At 68.7% G+C, this 19296-nt stretch carries 20 protein-coding genes; 9 read left to right on the top strand and 11 right to left on the bottom strand.

The features are described 5' to 3' along the window. The first annotated feature begins 24 nt into the window (after positions 1-24). The 5 genes from EV647_RS34345 to EV647_RS34325 all read left to right on the top strand — a co-directional run bounded on the left by EV647_RS34345 (position 25) and on the right by EV647_RS34325 (position 3860). Complete coding sequence (locus tag EV647_RS34345) at positions 25-720, top strand: hypothetical protein (protein ID WP_134010557.1); 696 nt, start codon at positions 25-27, stop codon at positions 718-720. A 73-nt stretch (positions 721-793) separates the two neighbouring features. Further along, complete coding sequence (locus EV647_RS34340) at positions 794-1411, top strand: hypothetical protein (RefSeq protein ID WP_134010555.1); 618 nt, start codon at positions 794-796, stop codon at positions 1409-1411. A 51-nt stretch (positions 1412-1462) separates the two neighbouring features. Beyond that, the gene (locus EV647_RS34335; RefSeq protein ID WP_134010553.1) at positions 1463-2653 is read left to right on the top strand and encodes a N(5)-(carboxyethyl)ornithine synthase; all 1191 of its coding nucleotides are present in this window, start codon (positions 1463-1465) and stop codon (positions 2651-2653) included. Positions 2654-2692: 39 nt separating this feature from the next. Then, on the top strand, positions 2693-3367 hold the full coding sequence (locus EV647_RS34330) for an SDR family NAD(P)-dependent oxidoreductase (protein WP_134010551.1): 675 nt from the start codon (positions 2693-2695) through the stop codon (positions 3365-3367). Between the two features lie 10 nt (positions 3368-3377). Beyond that, on the top strand, positions 3378-3860 hold the full coding sequence (locus EV647_RS34325) for a 2,4'-dihydroxyacetophenone dioxygenase family protein (protein WP_134010548.1): 483 nt from the start codon (positions 3378-3380) through the stop codon (positions 3858-3860). Here the strand turns inward: EV647_RS34325 and EV647_RS34320 are convergent. Continuing rightward, positions 3836-4720: a LysR family transcriptional regulator gene (locus EV647_RS34320; protein ID WP_134010546.1), complete on the bottom strand. Its 885-nt coding sequence runs from the start codon at positions 4718-4720 to the stop codon at positions 3836-3838. The genes EV647_RS34325 and EV647_RS34320 overlap by 25 nt on opposite strands. 53 nt (positions 4721-4773) lie before the next feature. On the opposite strand from EV647_RS34320, the gene EV647_RS34315 reads away from it, so the two are divergent. Further along, positions 4774-5826 (top strand): FAD-dependent oxidoreductase, encoded by a 1053-nt coding sequence (locus EV647_RS34315; RefSeq protein ID WP_134010544.1) that lies wholly within the window; start codon positions 4774-4776, stop codon positions 5824-5826. Here the strand turns inward: EV647_RS34315 and EV647_RS34310 are convergent. From EV647_RS34310 to EV647_RS34300, 3 genes are all read right to left on the bottom strand, one after another. Further along, positions 5807-7009: an MFS transporter gene (locus EV647_RS34310; RefSeq protein ID WP_134010542.1), complete on the bottom strand. Its 1203-nt coding sequence runs from the start codon at positions 7007-7009 to the stop codon at positions 5807-5809. The genes EV647_RS34315 and EV647_RS34310 overlap by 20 nt on opposite strands. 63 nt (positions 7010-7072) lie before the next feature. Next, positions 7073-8128 carry a DUF5937 family protein gene (locus EV647_RS34305; protein WP_134010539.1) on the bottom strand — a complete coding sequence of 352 codons (1056 nt, stop codon included), beginning with the start codon at positions 8126-8128 and terminating at the stop codon, positions 7073-7075. Between the two features lie 36 nt (positions 8129-8164). Then, a complete protein-coding gene (locus EV647_RS34300; RefSeq protein ID WP_134010537.1) occupies positions 8165-8638 on the bottom strand; it encodes a GyrI-like domain-containing protein in 474 nt (157 codons plus the stop codon). 99 nt (positions 8639-8737) lie between these two features. On the opposite strand from EV647_RS34300, the gene EV647_RS34295 reads away from it, so the two are divergent. Then, positions 8738-10024 (top strand): glycoside hydrolase domain-containing protein, encoded by a 1287-nt coding sequence (locus tag EV647_RS34295; protein ID WP_134010535.1) that lies wholly within the window; start codon positions 8738-8740, stop codon positions 10022-10024. Between the two features lie 3 nt (positions 10025-10027). Here EV647_RS34295 and EV647_RS34290 read toward each other — a convergent pair whose 3' ends face one another. Further along, positions 10028-10399, bottom strand: a complete 372-nt coding sequence (locus EV647_RS34290) for a cupin domain-containing protein (RefSeq protein ID WP_166680491.1) — start codon at positions 10397-10399, stop codon at positions 10028-10030. A 63-nt stretch (positions 10400-10462) separates the two neighbouring features. Between EV647_RS34290 and EV647_RS34285 the strand changes: the two genes are divergently transcribed. After that, entirely contained in the window at positions 10463-10927 is a 465-nt protein-coding gene (locus EV647_RS34285) for a MarR family winged helix-turn-helix transcriptional regulator (protein ID WP_131346198.1), read from the top strand. Here EV647_RS34285 and EV647_RS34280 read toward each other — a convergent pair. Genes EV647_RS34280 through EV647_RS34270 form a run of 3 tightly spaced genes read right to left on the bottom strand, consistent with a single transcriptional unit; the run spans position 10924 to position 15994 of the window. After that, positions 10924-12210, bottom strand: coding sequence for a serine hydrolase (locus EV647_RS34280; RefSeq protein WP_202876415.1), 1287 nt, complete (start codon positions 12208-12210; stop codon positions 10924-10926). The two genes, EV647_RS34285 and EV647_RS34280, sit on opposite strands and share 4 nt — an antisense overlap. Before the next feature lie 58 nt (positions 12211-12268). Then, positions 12269-15085, bottom strand: a complete 2817-nt coding sequence (locus EV647_RS34275) for an RNA helicase (protein ID WP_134010531.1) — start codon at positions 15083-15085, stop codon at positions 12269-12271. Positions 15086-15094: 9 nt separating this feature from the next. After that, positions 15095-15994, bottom strand: coding sequence for an alpha/beta hydrolase (locus tag EV647_RS34270; protein ID WP_134010528.1), 900 nt, complete (start codon positions 15992-15994; stop codon positions 15095-15097). Between the two features lie 70 nt (positions 15995-16064). On the opposite strand from EV647_RS34270, the gene EV647_RS34265 reads away from it, so the two are divergent. Further along, positions 16065-16526, top strand: coding sequence for a MarR family winged helix-turn-helix transcriptional regulator (locus tag EV647_RS34265; protein WP_134010526.1), 462 nt, complete (start codon positions 16065-16067; stop codon positions 16524-16526). A gap of 132 nt (positions 16527-16658) precedes the next feature. On the opposite strand, the gene EV647_RS34260 is transcribed toward EV647_RS34265, so the two are convergent. The 3 genes from EV647_RS34260 to tatC form a co-directional block, all read right to left on the bottom strand. Beyond that, positions 16659-17498, bottom strand: a complete 840-nt coding sequence (locus tag EV647_RS34260) for a chitosanase (protein WP_134010524.1) — start codon at positions 17496-17498, stop codon at positions 16659-16661. Positions 17499-17597: 99 nt separating this feature from the next. Next, a complete protein-coding gene (locus EV647_RS34255) occupies positions 17598-18470 on the bottom strand; it encodes a diacylglycerol kinase family protein (protein WP_134010522.1) in 873 nt (290 codons plus the stop codon). Continuing rightward, the gene (gene tatC, locus EV647_RS34250; RefSeq protein WP_238177546.1) at positions 18471-19295 is read right to left on the bottom strand and encodes a twin-arginine translocase subunit TatC; all 825 of its coding nucleotides are present in this window, start codon (positions 19293-19295) and stop codon (positions 18471-18473) included. Between the last annotated feature and the right edge of the window lies 1 nt (position 19296).

Genomic DNA, 19296 nt, shown 5'->3' with positions numbered 1-19296 from the left:
CCGACCTGTGAGGAGCCTGCGGAGATGACTCAGCAGTACCCCGGCGACACCGCCACGATCACCACGCCCGCCGGCGACGCCAGCACGCAGCGGTACGAGGAGGCGCGCGCGGCCGCGAGCCGGGCGATGAGCACGATCGCGATCGACCCGGACCAGCCGCTGCGCACGCCCCCGGCCGCCGAGGCCGAGCCAGAGGTCGATCTGGACCTGCTCTCGTACCGCGGGTTCAAGTTCGGTGCGGCCTTCTTCGGGTGGCTGATCGCAATCTCGATGTCGGTGCTGCTGATGGCCGCCGTGGCCGCGGCCGCGCTCGGCACCGCCGAGATCCTGGACTACACCACCAGCGATGCGAAGGCGCAGCCCGGCGCGGCCTCGCTCACCGCGGCAGGGGTCACGATTTTCATGGTGACGCTCGCGTTCTACATCGGCGGGTACGTCGCAGGCCGGCTGGCTCGCTTCGACGGCGGACGCCAGGGCTTCGGCGTCTGGATGATCGCTCTGCTCGTCGGAGCGCTCGCCGGCGGCGCCGGTTGGGTGCTGGACAGCCAGTACGGCCTGGTGGACGAGATCAACTGGCCGAACGTCGCGCTCGCCGACAACACCCTCCTGCTCGGCGGCATCGCCGCAGCGGCCGCCCTGCTGATTCTGACGCTCCTGGCCGCGATCGTCGGCGGCAAGTCCGGCAGGCGCTACCACGACCGCATCGACGAGTTGTTGTAAGTAAACAGACTGTCAGTTTCCGCGCTGGGTACCGGACAAGCACACGGGGCTTGTCCGATGAGGAGAAGCTGAGATGACCCAGCAGCAACATCAGGAAGACACACGCGTCGACCGGCTCGGCCCGTCCGATCTGTACGACGAGGAGGAGCGAAGCGCACCGCCCACCCGGGAACGGGTCCACAGGCGCTCCACAGGCGGCGGGACGTTCTACGGCTGGCTGGTCGCGATCGGGCTGACCGCGCTGCTGACCGGGATCGCCGGCGCGATCGCGGCAGCGGTCGACTACTCGGGCACTTTCGACTGGTACGACGCCATGAACAGCGCGAACACGGCCGGCACCATCGGGATCGTCTCCGGTGTGCTCCTGCTCCTGATCCTGGGGTTCGCGTACTACCACGGCGGATACGTCGCCGGACGGCTGGCGGGCTCCGCCGGCGCCCTGCATGGGTTCGGCGTCTGGCTGATCGGGATCGTCGTGACCGCGATCGTCGCCGTGCTCGCGGGGACGGCGGGTTCGCAGTACGACGTCCTGGACCGGATGAAACTGCCGTCGGTGCCGATCGCGGACCAGACACTGACCCTGGGCGGTCTGATCGCGGTAGGCGCCGCTGCGCTGATCACGCTGGTCGCGGCGGTGATGGGCGGAAAGGCCGGCGGGAGCCACGACGACATCGAGACCAGCGCCGACTGAGCCGCCCCGCGGCCCGCTGTGCTACAACGGGCAGTAACCAAAGGGGCCCATGTGGACCAGTTAACGCTCGGTGTCGTCGGTCGTTCCCGCAAGGAGAACGAGCATCGGCTACCGATTCATCCGCACCATTTCGAGCGGATCGACGAGGATGTGCGCCAGCACATCTTCCTCGAGACCGGGTACGGCGAGCGGTTCGGGATCTCCGACGAGTACCTGGCGAAATCGGTGGCCGGTGTCGTCGGCCGGGACGAGCTGATCGCGGTCGCCGACGTCGTGGTGCTGCCCAAACCGCAGCCCGAGGATCTCGCCGGGCTGCGGGTCGGGCAGACCCTGTGGGGCTGGCCGCACTGCGTCCAGGACGACGAGGTCACCCAGCTCGCGATCGACCGGCGGCTCACGCTGATCGCGTTCGAGGCGATGAACCACTGGACCGCCGACGGCCAGTTCAGCCTGCACGTCTTCCACAAGAACAACGAGCTCGCCGGATACTGCTCCGTGCTGCAGGCGCTCGAGCTGATCGGCTCGACCGGCGACTACGGACGTCGGCTGCGAGCGGTCGTGATCGGCTTCGGCGCGACCGCCCGAGGAGCCGTCACCGCGCTGAACGCGCACGGCATCCACGACGTCGACGTCCTCACCGGCCGTGACGTGGCCGCCGTCGGCTCACCGATCCACTCGGCGCGGATGGTCCAGTACGACCAGGACGAGGTCGATCCCGGCGCCGCCCTCGATCCGCGCCGCAGTCACGCGCTGACCGACGAGGGCCGGGTGCCGCTGGCCGGGTTCCTGGCCGAGCACGACGTGGTCGTGAACTGTGTGCTGCAGGACCCGAACGCGCCGCTGACGTTCCTGATCGAGGAGGATCTCGCGCACTTCGCGCCGGGCAGCCTGATCGTCGACGTCTCCTGCGACCTGGGCATGGGGTTCAGCTGGGCCCGGCCGACCGGGTTCGACGACCCGACGTTCGTGGTCGGCGACAACATCACGTACTACGGCGTCGACCACAGTCCGTCGTACCTGTGGAACTCGGCGACCTGGGAGATCAGCGAGGCCCTGCTGCCGTTCATCCGCACGGTGCTCGAAGGTCCCGCCGCCTGGCACGCCGACCCCACCATCAGCCGGGCGATCGAGATCGAGGCCGGCACCATCCGCAATCCGGACATCCTCTCCTTCCAGCACCGTTCCCCCGAGCACCCGTACCCACGTCTCGCCGCGGATCGGTCCGATCCGGCTTCCGGGTGACGCTGGCCGCGGGCACAAGCGACCGTCAAGCTGGGCGGCATGACACGGACCGCGCTCGTCGTCGGAGGAACGAGCGGGATCGGTGCGGCCGCGGTACGGCGGCTCGCCGCGGACGGACTGCACGTCGTCGCGGTGGGCCTCGGTGCGGGTCCTGAGCAGGTCGAGCTGGATCTGCGGATCGACGGCTCGGTGGAGGAGCTGATCGGGTCGCTCGAGCGTCTCGACGTACTGGTCAATGCTGCCGGAATCATCCGGAGAGGTGACGAGCACCGGCCGGACGTGTTCCGGGACGTGGTCGAGATCAACCTGACCGGCGCGATGCGGGCAGCCGAGGCTGCGCACGACCTGCTCGCCGTGAGCGGGGGCTGCATCGTCAACGTGGCGTCCATGCTCAGCTACTTCGGTGGACCACTCGTTCCGGCGTACAGCGCCTCCAAGGGCGGCATCGTGCAGCTCACCAAGTCCCTGGCGGTCGCGTGGGCGGCGGACGGGATCCGGGTGAACGCGGTCGCGCCCGGCTGGATCGCCACCGACCTCACCGCCGCGCTGCAGTCTGACCCGGTCGCCTCCGACCGGATCCTGTCCCGTACGCCGATGGCCCGGTGGGGCACGCCCGACGAGGTCGCGGGCGTGATCGCCTTCCTGGCCGGCCCCGACGCGGGCTTCGTCACCGGCGCCGTCGTACCGGTCGACGGCGGCTATCTGAGCATGTGAGGAGAACCCGATGATCCCGGTATCCGCAGGTGTCCCGGCGGAGATCGCCGTGCAGGCGGTCCCCGACGACGAGCGGCTCTGGGTGCCGCAGGCTCCCGACGTGTGGTTCCGGCCGCTGATGCTGAACACGGTCACCGGCCAGTGGTGCAACCTGCTCAAGGTCACCCGGGCCGGCATCGTCTCCCGGCACCGGCATCCGAGCGCAGTCTTCGGCTACGTGATCAAGGGCCAGTGGCAGTACGACGAACACGACTGGGTCGCCGACGCCGGCTCGTTCGTGTACGAGCCGCCCGGGGAGATCCACACGCTCCGCGTCCCGGAGGAGTGCACCGAGATGATCACGTTCTTCAACATCTCCGGGGCGATGATCTACGTCGACGAGGCCGGCAACCAGACCGGCTACGAGGACACGTTCACCAAGATCCAGCTCTGCCGGGACCACTACGGCGCCAACGGCCTCGGCGCCGACTACGTGGACCAGTTCATCCGCTGAAGCACCTCGACAACCTTCCGCAGCGCTGGGGACTGCGGTCGGTCGCGCCGGGTGAAGAGCGCGACCTGACGCTCCACCCCGGCGTCGTGGATCGGGATCAGCCGGACCCCGTCGAGGTTCGCGGTCGTCACCGCCAGTTCGTTGGTGACGCCAACGCCGAGGCCGTGGCGGACCAGCGACAGCAGGGTCTGCGGCTGGTTCGTGCGGAAGGTGGACTCCGGGCTGAGGCCCTTCTGCGCGAAGGCCAGGTGGGACTCGAACTGTCGGGGCCCGTCACTCTCGCCGATCGAGATCAGCGGCAGTTCGGCCAACTGCGCCAGGGTGACCGACGGGCAGGAAGCCAGCGGGTGGTTCTCGGGGAAGACGGCGGTGAGCGGTTCGCGCCAGAGGATCTCGTGGGTGAGGGACTCGTCTGCGACGAGCGGATGCACCGGGCGGATCGCGAGGTCGATGTCTCCGCGGACCAGGGCGGCCTCCAGGTCCACACTCGGCCCTTCGACCAGCAGCAGGCGGATGCGGTCCGGAAGACGTCGTACGACCTGTGGGAACAGCCAGGCCGCAGCACTCGGGTAGGCGCCGAAGCGGACGGCTCCCCCGGCGGACAGGTTCTGCACGCGGCGCAGGATCTCCTCGGCCTGCGGGAGCAGCGCGCGGCCCTCGGGAGTGAGGCGGGGCGGGTGGGCCGTGCGATCGAAGAGCTGTACGTCGAGCGCGCGTTCGAGCTCCGCGACATGCTCGCTGATCCGGGACTGGCCTCGGTACACCGCCTTCGCGGCGGCGGAGAACCCGCCGTACCGCGCGACTGCGACGAAACTGACGATCCAGTCCAGCTTTACGCCGTACATCGCGCCGAGATCCATGGTCGTCCACGGTAGCCGGGAAGACCCCGACCTGGTCCGGCGTTGCTCCTGGTGTGCTGGACGTAGCAGTGATCGGAGCGGGACAGGCAGGCCTGTCGTCGGCGTACCACTTGGTGCGGATGGGGTTCACGCCGTACGACGAGGTTGTCGTCCTGGACCGCAACGCGGAACCCGGTGGCGCCTGGCAGCACCGGTGGGACTCGTTGACCATGCACGACGTCCACGGGATCGCGAACCTGCCCGGCGTACCGGTGCCGTCCAGTGCCGGTGCGGAACGAGCCAACGAGTTCGTGCCGGCGTACTTCGCGGACTACGAGAAGCAGTTCGACCTCCCGGTACTGCGGCCTGTAGCGGTCGAGAGCGTCCGCTCGGTGGACGACGGGTTCGAACTGGACACGTCCAAGGGCCTCTATCGGGCCGCCTCGATCGTGAACGCGAGTGGGACGTGGGACCGGCCGTTCATCCCCTGGTACCCGGGGATCGAGACGTTCCAGGGGCGTCAGCTGCACACCGCCGACTACCGCGGCGCAGCCGAGCTGGCTGGGCAGCAGGTCCTGGTTGTCGGTGGTGGAGCGTCTGCTGTGCAGCTGCTCGCTGAGATCTCGGAGGTCGCGAACACCACATGGGTGACACGTCGGCCGCCGGAGTGGCGTACCGATGAGGACTTCACTCCCGAGTACGGACGCCAGGTCGTCGCGCGCGTCGAGGAACGCGTCCGCGCCGGTCTGCCGCCTCGCAGCGTGGTCAGCGTCACCGGCCTGCACCTGCGACCGCAGGAGCAGGCTGCGTGGGCCCGTGGTGTCTACAACCGCCTGCCGATGTTCTCGCGCATCACGCCGGACGGTGTCGAGTGGGCCGACGGGAGCAGCCTGCACGTCGACACCATCCTCTGGGCGACCGGCTTCCGCGCCGACCTCGCCCACCTCGCACCACTGCATCTCCGCGAAGCGTCCGGCGGCATCCGCATGAACGGCACCGCCACCGTCGCCGACCCGCGCATCCACCTCGTCGGCTACGGCCCGTCGGCCAGCACCATCGGCGCCAACCGCGCCGGCTTCACCGCCGCCCGCGCGCTACGGGACCTCCTCAAACCGCTGGCTGCATAGCGGGTTCTGGCTCCTGCACCACGACCGGCACGAAGAGCCCGGCGACCAGAAAGACACCTGCCGTCAGTAACCAACCCGGCCAGCCCCACGACACTGCGACCGTCGTGATGAGCAGCGGTGCCACGAGGTCACCGATCTGATGCCCCATGGCATAGGCGCCTTGGTACTGCCCCTGGGCACCAGGTGGCGCCAGCTCGAAGCTGATCCCCCAGCCGCCCGCAGACTGCAGCATCTCGCCCAGGACATGCGCCAGCGCCGCCGCGATCAGCAGACCGATCGTCACTGCACCGGACGTCGCATCGCTCAGCGCCAGCACGAGACAGGTGATCGCCAACAGCACTCCTGCTCGTCGCCCAGCCCGGGCGGCGCCGGTCAGACGTTCTGTGCCGCGCGAGATGCGTACCTGCAGCAGGATCACCGCAGCGGAGTTCAGCACCAGCAGCACGGAGATCATCCACCGCGGCGCATCCGTCGCAGTCGCGACCCACAGCGGAATGCCGACCTGCGCGAGCGCACCATGCATGCTCAGTACGCCGTCCAGCCCGACGAACACCAGGAACCGGCGATCCCGCACCGCCGTCAGCCCCGACGGCCCTGCCGCTGCCGGCACTCGCGCAACGGCCGGCATCCCGAACCGCACCAGTCCGGCGGTCACCACGTACGTCGCTGCGTTCGCCAGCAGCGCTACGACGTACACCTCGCGCCGGTCGACCGCGAGCACCACACCGGCAGCCGCCATGCCGACGGCCATGCCGATGTTCGTGACGACCCGGAGGATCGCCCGCGTCCGCACCCGCTGGTCGGCCGGTGCGACTCCGGCGATCAACGCTCCCTTCGCGCCGCGTTGCCCCGAGTCCGCGATAGCGGTCACCGCCGCTACGGCGACGTACCAGCCGAACGACCGCACCTGGGTCAGCGCGGTCATGGTGATGGCTTGGAGTAGCAGGAACCCGACGTATGCCCGCTTGGGACCCAGCCGGTCGGCGACGACGCCGAGCGGCGTACTCGCCACCAGTCCGACCAGTGCGGCGATTGTCAGACCCACACCGACTTGACCGACGGACAGTCCCACGGCGCGGGTCAGGTAGAGCGCCCCGACTGCTGCGTAGACACCGTTCCCCAGAGTGTTGACGAGCGTCGCGGCGATCAGCCGCCGTACGGCAGGCGAGAGAGAAGAGGTCACAGCTGCTCATCCAACAAGCGGTTTCCCGGCGTTGCTGTTGGACTGCGGACTTCCGTCAGTCCGTCAGCGCATGATCAGCGTCAGTAGGTCGGCGCCGAGGGCGGTCAGGGCGTCGTTGTCCAGGCGGTAGGCGACGAAGCGGCCCTGGCGTTCGGCGGTGACCAGGCCGGCCCGGGTGAGCGCTCGGAGGTGGCGGGTGACCTGCGTCGGGTGCAGGCCCCAGAGGGCGGCGATCTCGCCGGCCGTGCGTGGTTCGCTGGCCACGGCGCGGCAGACCTGGAGGCGGTCGGCGGACGCCAGCGCGTCCAGGCGGGCACGGATCTGCTGCGCGGTCGGTACGGCGGCCGCACGGCCGGTGGCCGGGTAGATGACCGTGATCGGCTCACCGGGGACCTCACCCACGAACAGGTGCGGCGCGATGTAGTTGCTCGGGACAAGCAACAGTGAGCGGCTGCTGATGTCGATGCGCTTGCTCTGTACCTTCTGTACGACGACGCTGTCTGCGTCCCGCAGGTCGATCGCACTGTCCAGCGAGCGCAGCATGGTCGCAACACCGTTCCGGACGGCCAGGTCCCGATCGTGCCGTCCACGGGCGGCCAGCGAGTCCTTGGACTCCTCCCAGAGCGCACCGAACCACTCGTGCCAGCAGGCATCCAGTACGTCGAGGAAACGGCGTACCGGCTCAGCAGGTGCTGTCAGGAGGGCCTCGACCAGTGCGGCGACGGAGCGACCGCGGCTGCGAGCCCAGTGCTGTACGGCGTCCGTGTCGATGGAGCGGCTGCTCAGCGGGCGACCGCGCAACGGCCTGACGAGCTCCGCGGCCACCTCCTCGGGCGGGCGTTCGCGGAGGGCGGAGAGCTCGTCGGACCAGGTGGGCAGACCGGTGGCGGCGCTGGTGGCGAAGAAGCGAGCCCGTACGGCGCGCACGGTCCAGCTCCACTGCTCCAGCTCTTCACGGAGCTCAGCGGACAGCGGGAGCGCAGCAGCCCAGTCAACGCGGTCGTGGTGGGCGGGCTCGGCCAGCACATGGAGCGCACAGCCGAGCTCGATCAGCGGCGAGGCGACGTGACGAATCCGCTCAGGCTCGAGCCGGGTCACGCCGGCGAGAACGGTCGGCACTAGGGCGTGTCTGGCGCGGGAGCGGAAGTCACGCCCTTAGTCCTTCAGCTTGAACTGGAGGTCGGTGTCCCAGTCGTTCATGTCCGGGACCTCGCGCGGGTCGGAGCGGTAGATCTCCAGGCGGGCGGTCCAGTGCGTGCCGTCGGTGTCCCATTCGAGGCCCTGCTCCTCGGCCCAGGCGAGCAGATCGCGGGTAGCTCCCAGCAGGCCGTCGGGGTGACCGTGGTGGGTGGCGGTCGCGTAGCGTCCGGCCGGCAGTACGCCGGTGACGATCTCGCCCTCGCCGGAGCGCAGGTCGTCGACCGGGAACCCGATCTCCATCACCAGGCCGGCGTCCATGTCGACCACGTCGTACTTGAAGAACGGCGCGTCGTTCGGCGCGATCTCCTTGGCCGCGAGCCAGTCGATCACTTCGCCCATCCGGTCCGCGAACGCCGCGATCCCGTCCATCGCGACCTTGCCCCGCAGAGCGACGTACGGCCGCTCCCCAACCTCCACGATCTCCGGCATGACGTATTCCCTCCAAGGACGTCGTTGCGCTCAACTTAACCCCTGCGGAGCTTGCCGCGGTGGATTACTGAGCGTCTACTGAGAGCGGGGGTGACGGGCATGTTCAAGGTCAAGGTTCTCGTTGCAGCTCTCGGAGTGTTGCTGATCGGCCCTGCCGCGCCCGCGGTGGCCGAGCCGACGACGCCGATCACCTACAACGCCGGTACAACGGCGACGCGGTTCACCGGTCTCGCGTTCGACACCTGTACGGCGCCGACGCTCGCCCAGATGACCGCGTGGAAGGCCTCGCCGTACAAGGCGATCGGGATCTACTTCGGCGGCGTCAACCGGTCCTGCGCCCAGCCACAGCTGACCCCGGCGTGGGTTGCGTCCGTCACCGCGATGGGATGGCGGCTCGTCCCGATCTACCTGGGTCTCCAGGCCCCCTGCAGCACGCGGAGGTACAAGATGTCGACAGCCTCCTCGAACCGCGACGCCGTCCGGGACGCGGACGACGCGGTCGCGAAGGCCAAGGCACTGGGCCTCCTGCCTGGCAGTGCGCTCTACAACGACATGGAGAACTACAACCGCGCCGACGCGGTCTGCCGATCCGCCGTCCTGCACTACCTGTCCGCCTGGACGAAGGAACTGCACCTGCAGCGCTACGTGTCCGGCGTGTATGCCAACCTGAGCTCAGGGGCCCTCGACCTCGCCGCAGCGTACAACTCCTCGTCGTACGCACGGCCGGACGCACTGTGGATCGCACGCTGGGACAACAGCAGCCTGCTCACAGGATGGGCTGGTGTCCCCAACACGTTCTGGGCGGTCGGGCAGCGCGGCAAGCAGTACCAGGGCGACCACAACGAGACCTACGGCGGCGTGACGCTCAACATCGACAGCGACCGTTTCGACGCACCGGTGGCGAGCGTTGCCTACAGGTACACCGTCCGTACGACGGTGCACTCGTACAGCGGTCCGTCGACCGCCTACCCGGTCCGCTCGACCATCGCGGCGAACACCTCGCTCCGCATCGTCTGCCAGACCTTCGGACCGAAGATCGGCACCACCACGGTGTGGGACAAGCTCATCGACGGCACCTACGTGACCGACTACTACGTGCGGACCCCGAACAAGACCGGATACAGCGCGCCGCTGCCCGGGTGCACCTTCCCCTTCCAGACCACGATCAACAATCTGACCCGGCGGCACGGCCCGGGTACGGCCTACTCGACGTACCCGAGCACTCTGCCGATCGGCTCGCTGGCGTGGGTCACCTGCCAGGCGCCCGGCTCCAAGGTCGGTACTACGGCAGTCTGGGACCGGCTGAGTGATGGCAGTTGGGTCACCGACTACTACGTCGCCACAGCGAGCAACACGACGTACACCGCACCGATCCGGCGTTGCTGACGGCTACTTGGACCAGGGCGGCTGGACCGTCGTGCCGTCGGCCATGTAACCGGTGAAGCCGGCCGTGATGGCGACGATCAGCTCCGCCTTGTCCTCGCCGAGGTTGGTCAGCGAGATCGGCTCACCCGCAGGGACCACGACGGAGTCGCCGGGACCGAGCTTGTCGCCGTCCGGGCCGAACTGCACCGAACCGCTCAGCACCGTGAAGATCTCGTCGCGGTCGAGCGTGTGCGGCGCGTCCCCGCCGTGCCCCACGTCGACGGTGAGCCGCCACGCGCACAGCCCGGCCGACCCGAGGCTGGGCGCGGCGAACACGGTGAACTCGACGCCCGGCAGCTGGAACCGCGGCGCCTCGGCCTCGCGAATGACGTGCATGTGTTCCCCCATCTCATTTAGTCAAGCTGACTTGACCAAGTCAGCTTGACTATCATGACCGGTATGACGCGTTCGGGCAAGCCTGATATCGGAATCCTCCTGCTCCTCGCGGAACAGGAGTTCGTCCGCGAGCTCCGCGAGTACGTCGCCGCTCAGGGGTACGACGACCAAGGCCGGTCGGACGGCTTCGTCTTCAGGACGCTGCACGACGGCCCGACCACGATCACCGGCCTGGCCGAGCGACTCGACATCACCAAGCAGGGCGCCAGCCAGATCGTCGACGACATGGAGCGCCGCGGGTACGTCGAACGCCGCCCCGACCCGACCGACGCGCGCGCCCGCCTGCTGCACCTGACCGAGCGCGGCAACGGAGCCCTCGCCGCCGCCCGGCGGTTCCACCAGACCTACGAGCGCAGACTCCGCAAGAGCCTCGGCGACGAAGCAGTCGACACCCTGCGCGACGTACTCACCGACATGGCCGGCGAAACCCAGATCAGCACGCCTCGCTTCCGCGCACTGATGTTCTAGCTGAAGTACTGGGGGAAGAGGTCGTGGGTGGGCCAGGACTTCACGCCGTTGGCTGCCGTCCACATTGCTGCGTCGATGTCGCCGTACGACTTGCCGCTCGCGTCGTCGCGGCGGTTGAAGAGCGCCGCCCAGCTCAGCCCGCCGGACGTACGGACGAGCAGCGTGTACGTGCCGGGCATGCTGCCGGTGTGCCACGTGTTGCGACCGGTGCCGCCGGTGACCGGGCGGATCTGCCAGCCGAGACCGTAGTACCAGCCGTCGGCGTTCACACCGGTGGACGGCTTCGCCCACACGCGGCCGAGTGACGTGCTGTTCAGCACGCTCGACGGCGCGTCGAACATCCTTGCCCAGCGCACCAGGTCCGGCGCGCTCGCGATCCAGCCGCCGTTCGCGTCCTGGATCCGCATGCTGAACGAGCCGTACGGCGCGGCGACGGTCTTGCCGGTCATGTCGAGCACGGTCGGTCCGGAGTACTGCGACTCGTACGACGTCTCGCCGCTGTGCTTCGCGATCGAGTAGCCGAGCGACATCCGCTTGATCTTCAACGGGGCCAGGAGCTTCTGCTTCACATAGCTCTCGTGGCTCAGGCCGCTGACCTTCTCGATCACGCGGCCGGCCAGCAGGTACCCGAAGTTCGAGTACGCGTACTTCGTGCCCGGAGTGAAGTCGAGCTTCTGCCCGGCCATGTACTTGATCACGTCCGCGTGCTGCAGTTCCAGCGGTACGCCGAGGGTGCGCGAGATGACCGCGTCCTTGAAGTTCGGGTCACCGGACACGTCCCGGTCCCATCCGCCGAGGTGCTGCAGCAGCTTCCACAACGTGATCGTCGACCAGCGCGAGTCCCGGGTCAGTCCGCTCGCCGGCGTGATGTCGAGGATGTTCGTGACCGGCGTGGACAGGCTGAGCTTGCCGTCCTGCACGAGCTTCACGATCGCGGCCGCGGTGAACGACTTGGACAGGCTCGCGATCCGGAACAACGACGTCGGCTGCACGGTCAGCGCGGTCGACGTACTGTATCCGCGGGCAAGCACCAGGCGCCCCTTGTAGGTCACGGCAACCTGCCCGGCGGTGACGCCACGCGCCTGCATGAACGCCTTCATCTGGTTGTCGAACCCGGCCAACGCCGGCACCGCGGTCCCGGTCGCCTTCCAGGTCGCGGCAGCATCAGCAGGCCGCCCGATCAGATAACCGGCACCGGTACCCACCGCAGCGGTAGCCCCAGTCGCAACAGCCAACTTCCCGAGACTCCGGCGCGACAACTCCACGAACGTCTTCTCCTTCAAGGCAGGGGTTTACAACAACCGCGTACTGCGCAGAAGGAAGTCTTCCACCCGAAGAGGTCTACTCGACCATCGAGGCGTAGGAGATTACGCCGCGGCGGATCTGGTCTACGACGGAGCGGGCTGTCTTGCGCAGCGGGGTGTCGCCGGCGGCGTCGGCGATCTGTTCGGTGAGGTCGATGAGTTGCTTGACCCAGCGGACGAAGTCGCCGGCTGCCAGGTCGGACTCGTACAGGACCTCGGCCAGCGACGCGCCCGACGCCCAGCGGAACGCGGGCCAGCAGAAGTTCAGGTCCATCGACCGCAGGAAGTCCACCCGCATGTCCCGCTCCAGCGCGGACAGGTCCCGCCAGATCGACCCCATCCGCTCGATCGCTTCCCGTACGTCGCCACGCGGCAACCGGGGTGACGTCGGTTCGTCCTTCGACCGCGACTCGTAGACCAGTGCGGCGAGGCACGCCGCCAGCTCCGGCACGGTGAGGTCGTCGAAAACTCCTTGCCGCAGGCACTCGGCCGCGACCAGGTCGAGCTCGGTGTAGATCCGCGCCAGCCGGTCGCCGGCCTCGGTCGTCTTGTCGCCATCGAGGTAGTGCAACGCGTCCAGCACCTGGCAGACCCGGTCGAACTGGCGGGCGATGGTGTTCGTCCGCTGCTCGATCTTCCGCTGCACGTCACGGTTCTCCCGATCGAGCCGGAAGTACCGTTCCGCCCAGCGGGCGTGGTCCTCACGGTCCGAGCAGCCGTGGCACGGGTGCGCGCGCAGCTCCGCCCGCATCTCCTGCAGTTCCGGGTCGTCCGCGTGGCTGACGGCATCCTTGCCGCGGGACCGCGACGGCGGCCCGTCCTCACCGAGCAGGTCGGTCCGCGTCCGCAGCACCTGGGCCAGCTCGCGGCGCTGCTGCGGGTTGCGCGGGTTGAACTTCCGCGGGATCCGCAACGAACCGATCGCCTCGACCGGCGCCGGGAAGTCGACCATCGACAGCTTCCGCACCTGCCGGTCCAGCGTCAGCACGGTCGGCCGCGGCCCTTCCCGCTCCGACCGCATGCCCGGGTCGAGCACCAGCGCCCAGCCGGCGCTCCGGCCGGCCGGGATCCGGATGATGTCACCGGTCTTGAGCTTCTCGATCGAGTCCTGCGCCTCGACCCGGCGGTCGAGCTTGCGCCGCTTCGAGCCGGACGCCTCGCGATCACCGATCCGCCGGCGCAGAGCGGCGTACTCCAGGAAGTCGCCGAGGTGGCACTCGATCGACTCCTTGTATCCCTCCAGCGCCTCGGTGTTGCGCTGCACCTGCCGCGCCAGGCCGACCACGGCCTGGTCGGACTGGAACTGCGCGAACGACAGCTCGAGCATGTCCCGCGCCCGCATCCGCCCGACCTGACGCACCAGGTTGACGGCCATGTTGTACGACGGGGAGAACGACGACCGGAGCGGATACGTCCGGGTGCTCGCGAGGCCTGCGACCTCCCGAGGATCGAACCCCGGCTGCCAGAGCACGACCGCGTGCCCCTCGACGTCGATCCCGCGCCGCCCGGCGCGCCCGGTGAGCTGCGTGTACTCCCCCGGCGTGATGTCGACGTGCGCCTCACCGTTCCACTTCGACAGCTTCTCCAGCACGACGGTGCGCGCCGGCATGTTGATGCCCAGGGCAAGCGTCTCGGTGGCGAACACGACCTTGATCAGGCCGCGCGCGAACAGCTCCTCGACAACCTCCTTGAACGCCGCCAGCATGCCCGCGTGGTGCGCGGCGATGCCCCGGCTGAGCGCCTCGGCGAAGTCGTGGTACCCGAGCACGCCGAGGTCTTCGTCCGGGAGGTCCGCCGTACGCTCGGCCACCACCCGCTTGATCTCGTCGCGCTCCGACGGCTTGGTCAGCCGCAGACCGGACCGCAGGCACTGCACAACCGCGTCCTCGCAGCCCTTGCGGGAGAAGATGAAGAAGATCGCGGGCAGCAACGCGCCGGCGTCCAGCTCCTCCACCACGTCCGAGCGGTACGGCGTGAAGTGGGTCCGCGCCGGCCGCCCCTTCGGCAGGTCGCGACGCCGGCGTGGTTTGCGCGAGTCGTCGCGGAAGATCCGGTTGTCGTCCCGCGCGATCCGGACCAGCTGCGGGTTCACCAGATCCCTGAGATCGGCCTTGACCTCCTTCGCCGGATTGCCCGACCTGGACGCCTTCGCGGGAACGCCGACCCTCGCGGTCGGCGCTTCACCGGCGAACAGGTCATGCAGCCGCTTACCCACCATCACGTGCTGGAACAGCGGCACCGGCCGCTTCTCCTCGAGCACGACGACGGTGTTGCCGCGGACGGTCTCCAGCCAGTCGCCGAACTCCTCCGCGTTGCTCACGGTCGCGGACAGCGAGACCACCGACACCGAGTCCGGCAGGTGGATCAGCACCTCTTCCCAGACCGCGCCGCGGGCCCGGTCGGCCAGGTAGTGCACCTCGTCCATCACGACGTACGACAGACCGAGCAGGGTCTGTGACCCGGCGTACAGCATGTTCCGGAGGACCTCGGTCGTCATGACGACGATCGGGGCCTCGGAGTTGACCGAGTTGTCACCGGTGAGCAGGCCGACCTTGTCCGCGCCGTACCGGCTCACCAGATCGCCGTACTTCTGGTTGCTCAGGGCCTTGATCGGGGTGGTGTAGAAGCACTTCTGGCCGCGCTCCAGCGCCAGGTGGACGGCGAACTCGCCGACCAGCGTCTTGCCGGAGCCGGTGGGCGCCGCGACCAGCACCTGGTGACCGTCCTCGAGGGCGGCGCAGGCGCGCAGCTGGAACTCGTCCAGCTCGAAGTCGTAGAGCGCCCGGAAGTCCTTCACGGCGGGATGCTCCTGGTCCGAGCGGAACGTCGCGTACTTCTCGGACGGAGTGCTCATGCCCCCAATCTATGCGACGCCTCCCACAGTTTTGTCGCGGAGCCGGTTCTTGATGAACGTCGCGGCATGGTCGAGCGCCTCGTCGGCCTCCGGCATCAGGCCGGCGAAGTACTGGTACACGTGCGGCGCGCCGGCGACCACGTCGAGGCTGACATCCACCTCCTGCTCAGCGGCGCGCGCGACGAGGCGGAGCGCGTCGTCGAGGAGGACCTCCGCCGAACCGACCTGCACGAGCAGCGGCGAGAGACCCTTCAGGTCCGCGAACACCGGACTGGCCAGCTCGTTGTGCGGGTCCGCGCCGCCCAGGTAGAGCTCCGCCGTCTCAACCATGTTGGCGCGGCTGAACAGCGGGTCGTAGTCACCTCGGGCGTCGATGCTCGGCCCGGTCAGCGTCGTATCGGTCCACGGCGAGAACAGCACCGTCCCCGCAGGCTGCGGCAACCCCTCCGCGCGGGCCGCGAGCAGCACCGCCAGCGCGAGCCCGCCACCGGCCGAATCACCAGCAATCACGACGTTCTGACCGCCCTCGACCAGCTCGCGGTACGCCGCCAGCCCGTCGTGGACCCCGGCCGGGAACGGATGCTCAGGTGCCAGGCGGTACTCCAGCGAGACCGCCGGAACGCCACTGCGGCGGGACAACGGCGCCGCCAGGTTCGCGCCGGTCCGAGCCGAACCGATGACGTACCCGCCACCGTGCAGATAGAGGATGACCCCGTCCTGGTCCGCCCCCGCGACGCGCACATCGAGCGCCGGCACGCCGCCCAGCGTGCGCTCGACGAGCGTGACGTCGTCGCCGAGCGGGAGGTTCGCGAACCGCGCGTCGAACTCGGCGCGCTGCTCCTCCGGCGGCCGGCCGAGCTTGCCCTTCTCCATCATGCTGCGTGCTGCTTCGCGGTCTTCAGCGCTCATCGCCGTCTCCTGATGATAGATTCCGAGGAATATAGTTCTCTGCAACTACATTCCGAGGAATCTAATTCCCGTGACTGATCTCACAGCATTGTTCACGGACCTGGTCCGGCTGGAAACCCGGCTCTACAACGTGATCGACGCCCGGCTGAAGGCCGAGCACGACCTCCCGCTCGGTCAGTTCGAGTTCCTGCGGTTCGTCGCGGCACACGGGACGACGCGGGTCTACGACCTGGCGCGGGAGATGGCGATCACGGTCGGCGCCACCAGCAAGGCCGTCGACCGCCTCGAGTCCGCCGGGCGCGTCCGGCGTACGGCGAACCCTTCCGACCGTCGCTCCTCGCTGGTCGAACTGACGCCCGCAGGCGCCGACGTCCTCGCCGCTGCCACCCCGACCGTCGAAGCCGAACTGCAGACCTGGGTCGGCTCCGCACCGGCCCTCGAACAGCTCGCCACCAGCCTGTCTATGCTGCGCCGGCGCGCCGAACTCGACCACCGCACGGACCGCCACCACTCATCAAACACCGGCAGCTGACCGCGCCGACGCTCAGCACAGGCCGCCGACCGGCCCGCCGAGCAGGTTGGTGAGTGGCGGGAGTCCGGACATGACGCAGCCGGGCTCCCGTCCCTGGTGGTCCGAAGAGAGCCCGGCTGCGCGCTTCGGGGGCTAGCCGATGTGGTACGGGTCGCCGTACACCTTCCAGTCCAGCGGGGTGTTCAGGTTGAAGTTGCCGTTGCGGAGGAAGACCCGTTGCGCGGTGTCGACCCGGCTGGTGTCGCTGTGCGCCTCCTCCTGCTTCATCGCCCAGACCCGCGCGTCCAGGAACGCGTTCAGGTACGTCGTCTCGTTGCCGCCCTGCGCCGGTGGCTTCGCCTTGGCGAGCGCACGCTTGCGGATGCCGCCGAAGCTGGTCGCGTCGTCACCGTCGCCGTGCATGACGATCGCGTCGTAGTAGCAGAATTGCCCGAGGGTCCGCAGCCCGTCGGACTTCCCACGGCTCACCGCGGGGTTGAAGTACACCCGGTCGCGCTCGTCGTTCTGGCACTGCTGGAACACCGAGTCCTTGGCCGCGGTCCTCCAGTCCCTCGGGTAGTTCGGATCGAGCCCCGCGTGCGAGTCGCTGCCGTCCACCTTGCGCAGCGCCGGCAGGTACTTCTGCAGCACGTTGTTCGGCTTCCGGTCGGCGTACAGCTCGACCAGCTCGAGCATGTCGTGGGTCCCGGAGCAGAACCCGATGATGCCCGCGGTGTACCCGCGGCCGTCGTCGATGTCCTCGATGTACTTGTACTGCGCCTTCCAGTCCAGCGACGAGTTCTCCGCGCTGCAGACGATCTGCATCGCGATCTCCTTCTTCGCGGGGTCGTCGAGGCCGGTCGCCCGCACGGTGGGGCGCACAGCGGCGTCGGCGTGCGGCGCATAGCGGGAGACGGCGAGTCCGGTGGCCGGCACGGCGGCGAGCGACAGACCGAGCAGCAGTGTGGTCCGGCGGGTGGGGCGGTACTCCATGAGGTCCTCCGAGGGGCGTCCGAGGAATGAACTGTTAGGAAGCTTTCCTATCAGACGAAGGACGGCCGTGAGAACAGCTCAGCTCATGTCAGTTGTGTCTCAGGCGAAGACGGTCAGCGCGCCCGGGGCGATCCCGATGTCGACCGGCAGCGGGCCGAGCACCTCACCGTCGCCGTACGCCGTGATGCCCGGCGACTCGATCCGCACCGAGCGGCCCCGGAGTGTCCGCACCGCCGGATGGCCGACGTGGGTGCCCTTGGAGAGCTTCGGGAACAGCTGCAGCAGCGTCATCCGGGACACCGGCTCGATGATCGTCACGTCCAGCAGGCCGTCGTCGATCTCGGCGCCGGCACAGATCTGCAGTCCCCCGCCGTACGTCGGTCCGGTACCGACGGCGACCAGCATGGCCTTGGTCTCGATCACCTCGTCGTCGACCGTCACGACGTACTCGAGGGGCTTGAACGTGCGCAACTCGGCGAGGGTCGCGACCGTGTAGCGGGAGCTGCCCTTCGGCCAGCTCATCGCGTTGGCGCGCTTGTTGACGAGCGAGTCGAACCCGCCCGCCACGACCGTGGTGATGAACTCGTCCTTCGCCACCGCGAGGTCGATCCTCCGCGTCCGGCCGGCCACCACGAGGTCGGCCGCCGCCGCAGGATCCTTCAGCGGTACGCCGATACCGCGGGCGAAGTCGTTACCGGTGCCGGCCGGGATGACGCCGAACGGCATACCGGAGTTGGCCAGCACCTGGGCGCCGAGGTGAATCGTGCCGTCGCCGCCGATCAGCGCGACCGCGTCCGCCCCGGAGGCGACCACCTCGGCGGCGATCCTCCCGACGTCCTCGGCACAGGTGGTGGTGTGGACGTCGACGCTCAGACCGGCGGCGGCGAGCCGCTCACGGACCCCCGGCGCGATCCGCGCACCACGTCCGCGACCGCTGGTGGGGTTGACCACCAGCGCGATCCGCCGACTCACTCAGTCCGCCAGGAGTTCGTCGGTTCGGCGGGCCCGGCGCCGGTCGTTGAACCGCGAGATGATCTCGGCGACGAAGAACAGCACGCACATCGGGATCGCCAGCAGGCACATCGTGAACGGGTCGCCGGACGGCGTCGCGACGGCGGCGAACACGAAGATCACCAGGATGATGTACGGCCGGAACTTGCCGAGTGCGGCGGCCGGCACCACGCCGACCATGTTCAGCAGCACGACCACCAGCGGGATCAGGAACGCGACACCGAAGACCAGCATCGTGCGGAGCACGAAGTCCAGGTAGTCGGGCAGCTCGACCAGGTTCTGGATGTCGAGCGGGGTGAAGCCCAGCAGGATCTCGATTCCCTTCGGCAGCGTCCAGTACGACACCGCGATACCGGCCGCGAACAGCGGAGTCGCGATCGCCGAGAAGATGTACGCCCACTTGCGCTCGCTGCGGTGCAGTCCGGGCGCAACGAAGGCCCACAACTGGTACAGCCAGACCGGCGCGGCCAGGATCAGGCCGAACAGCGCCGAGATCTTGATCCGGAACGTCAGCGCGTTGCCGACACCTGGGAACGTCAGCTGCGGCGTCTTGGTCTGACCGGCATCCTTGGCCATCTCGGCCACGCTGGTCACGAACGGCTTGGTCAGGAAGTCGAAGGCGTGGTTGTAGAAGATCCAGCCGACGACCGTCCCGACCACGATCGCGAGCACACTGATGAGCAGCCGGTTACGGAGCTCGACAATGTGCTCGCGCAGGGTCATCCGACCCTCTGGGTCCTTCGGGAGGCGGTCCTTCTTCTCCTTCCGCCGCCCGAACTTCACCATC

Origin of the sequence: Kribbella sp. VKM Ac-2566 (assembly GCF_004366005.1) — a bacterium.
Classification (GTDB): domain Bacteria; phylum Actinomycetota; class Actinomycetes; order Propionibacteriales; family Kribbellaceae; genus Kribbella; species Kribbella pratensis.
Note: the sequence above shows the minus strand (reverse complement) of the source record. Positions and strands in the feature narration are given on the sequence as shown.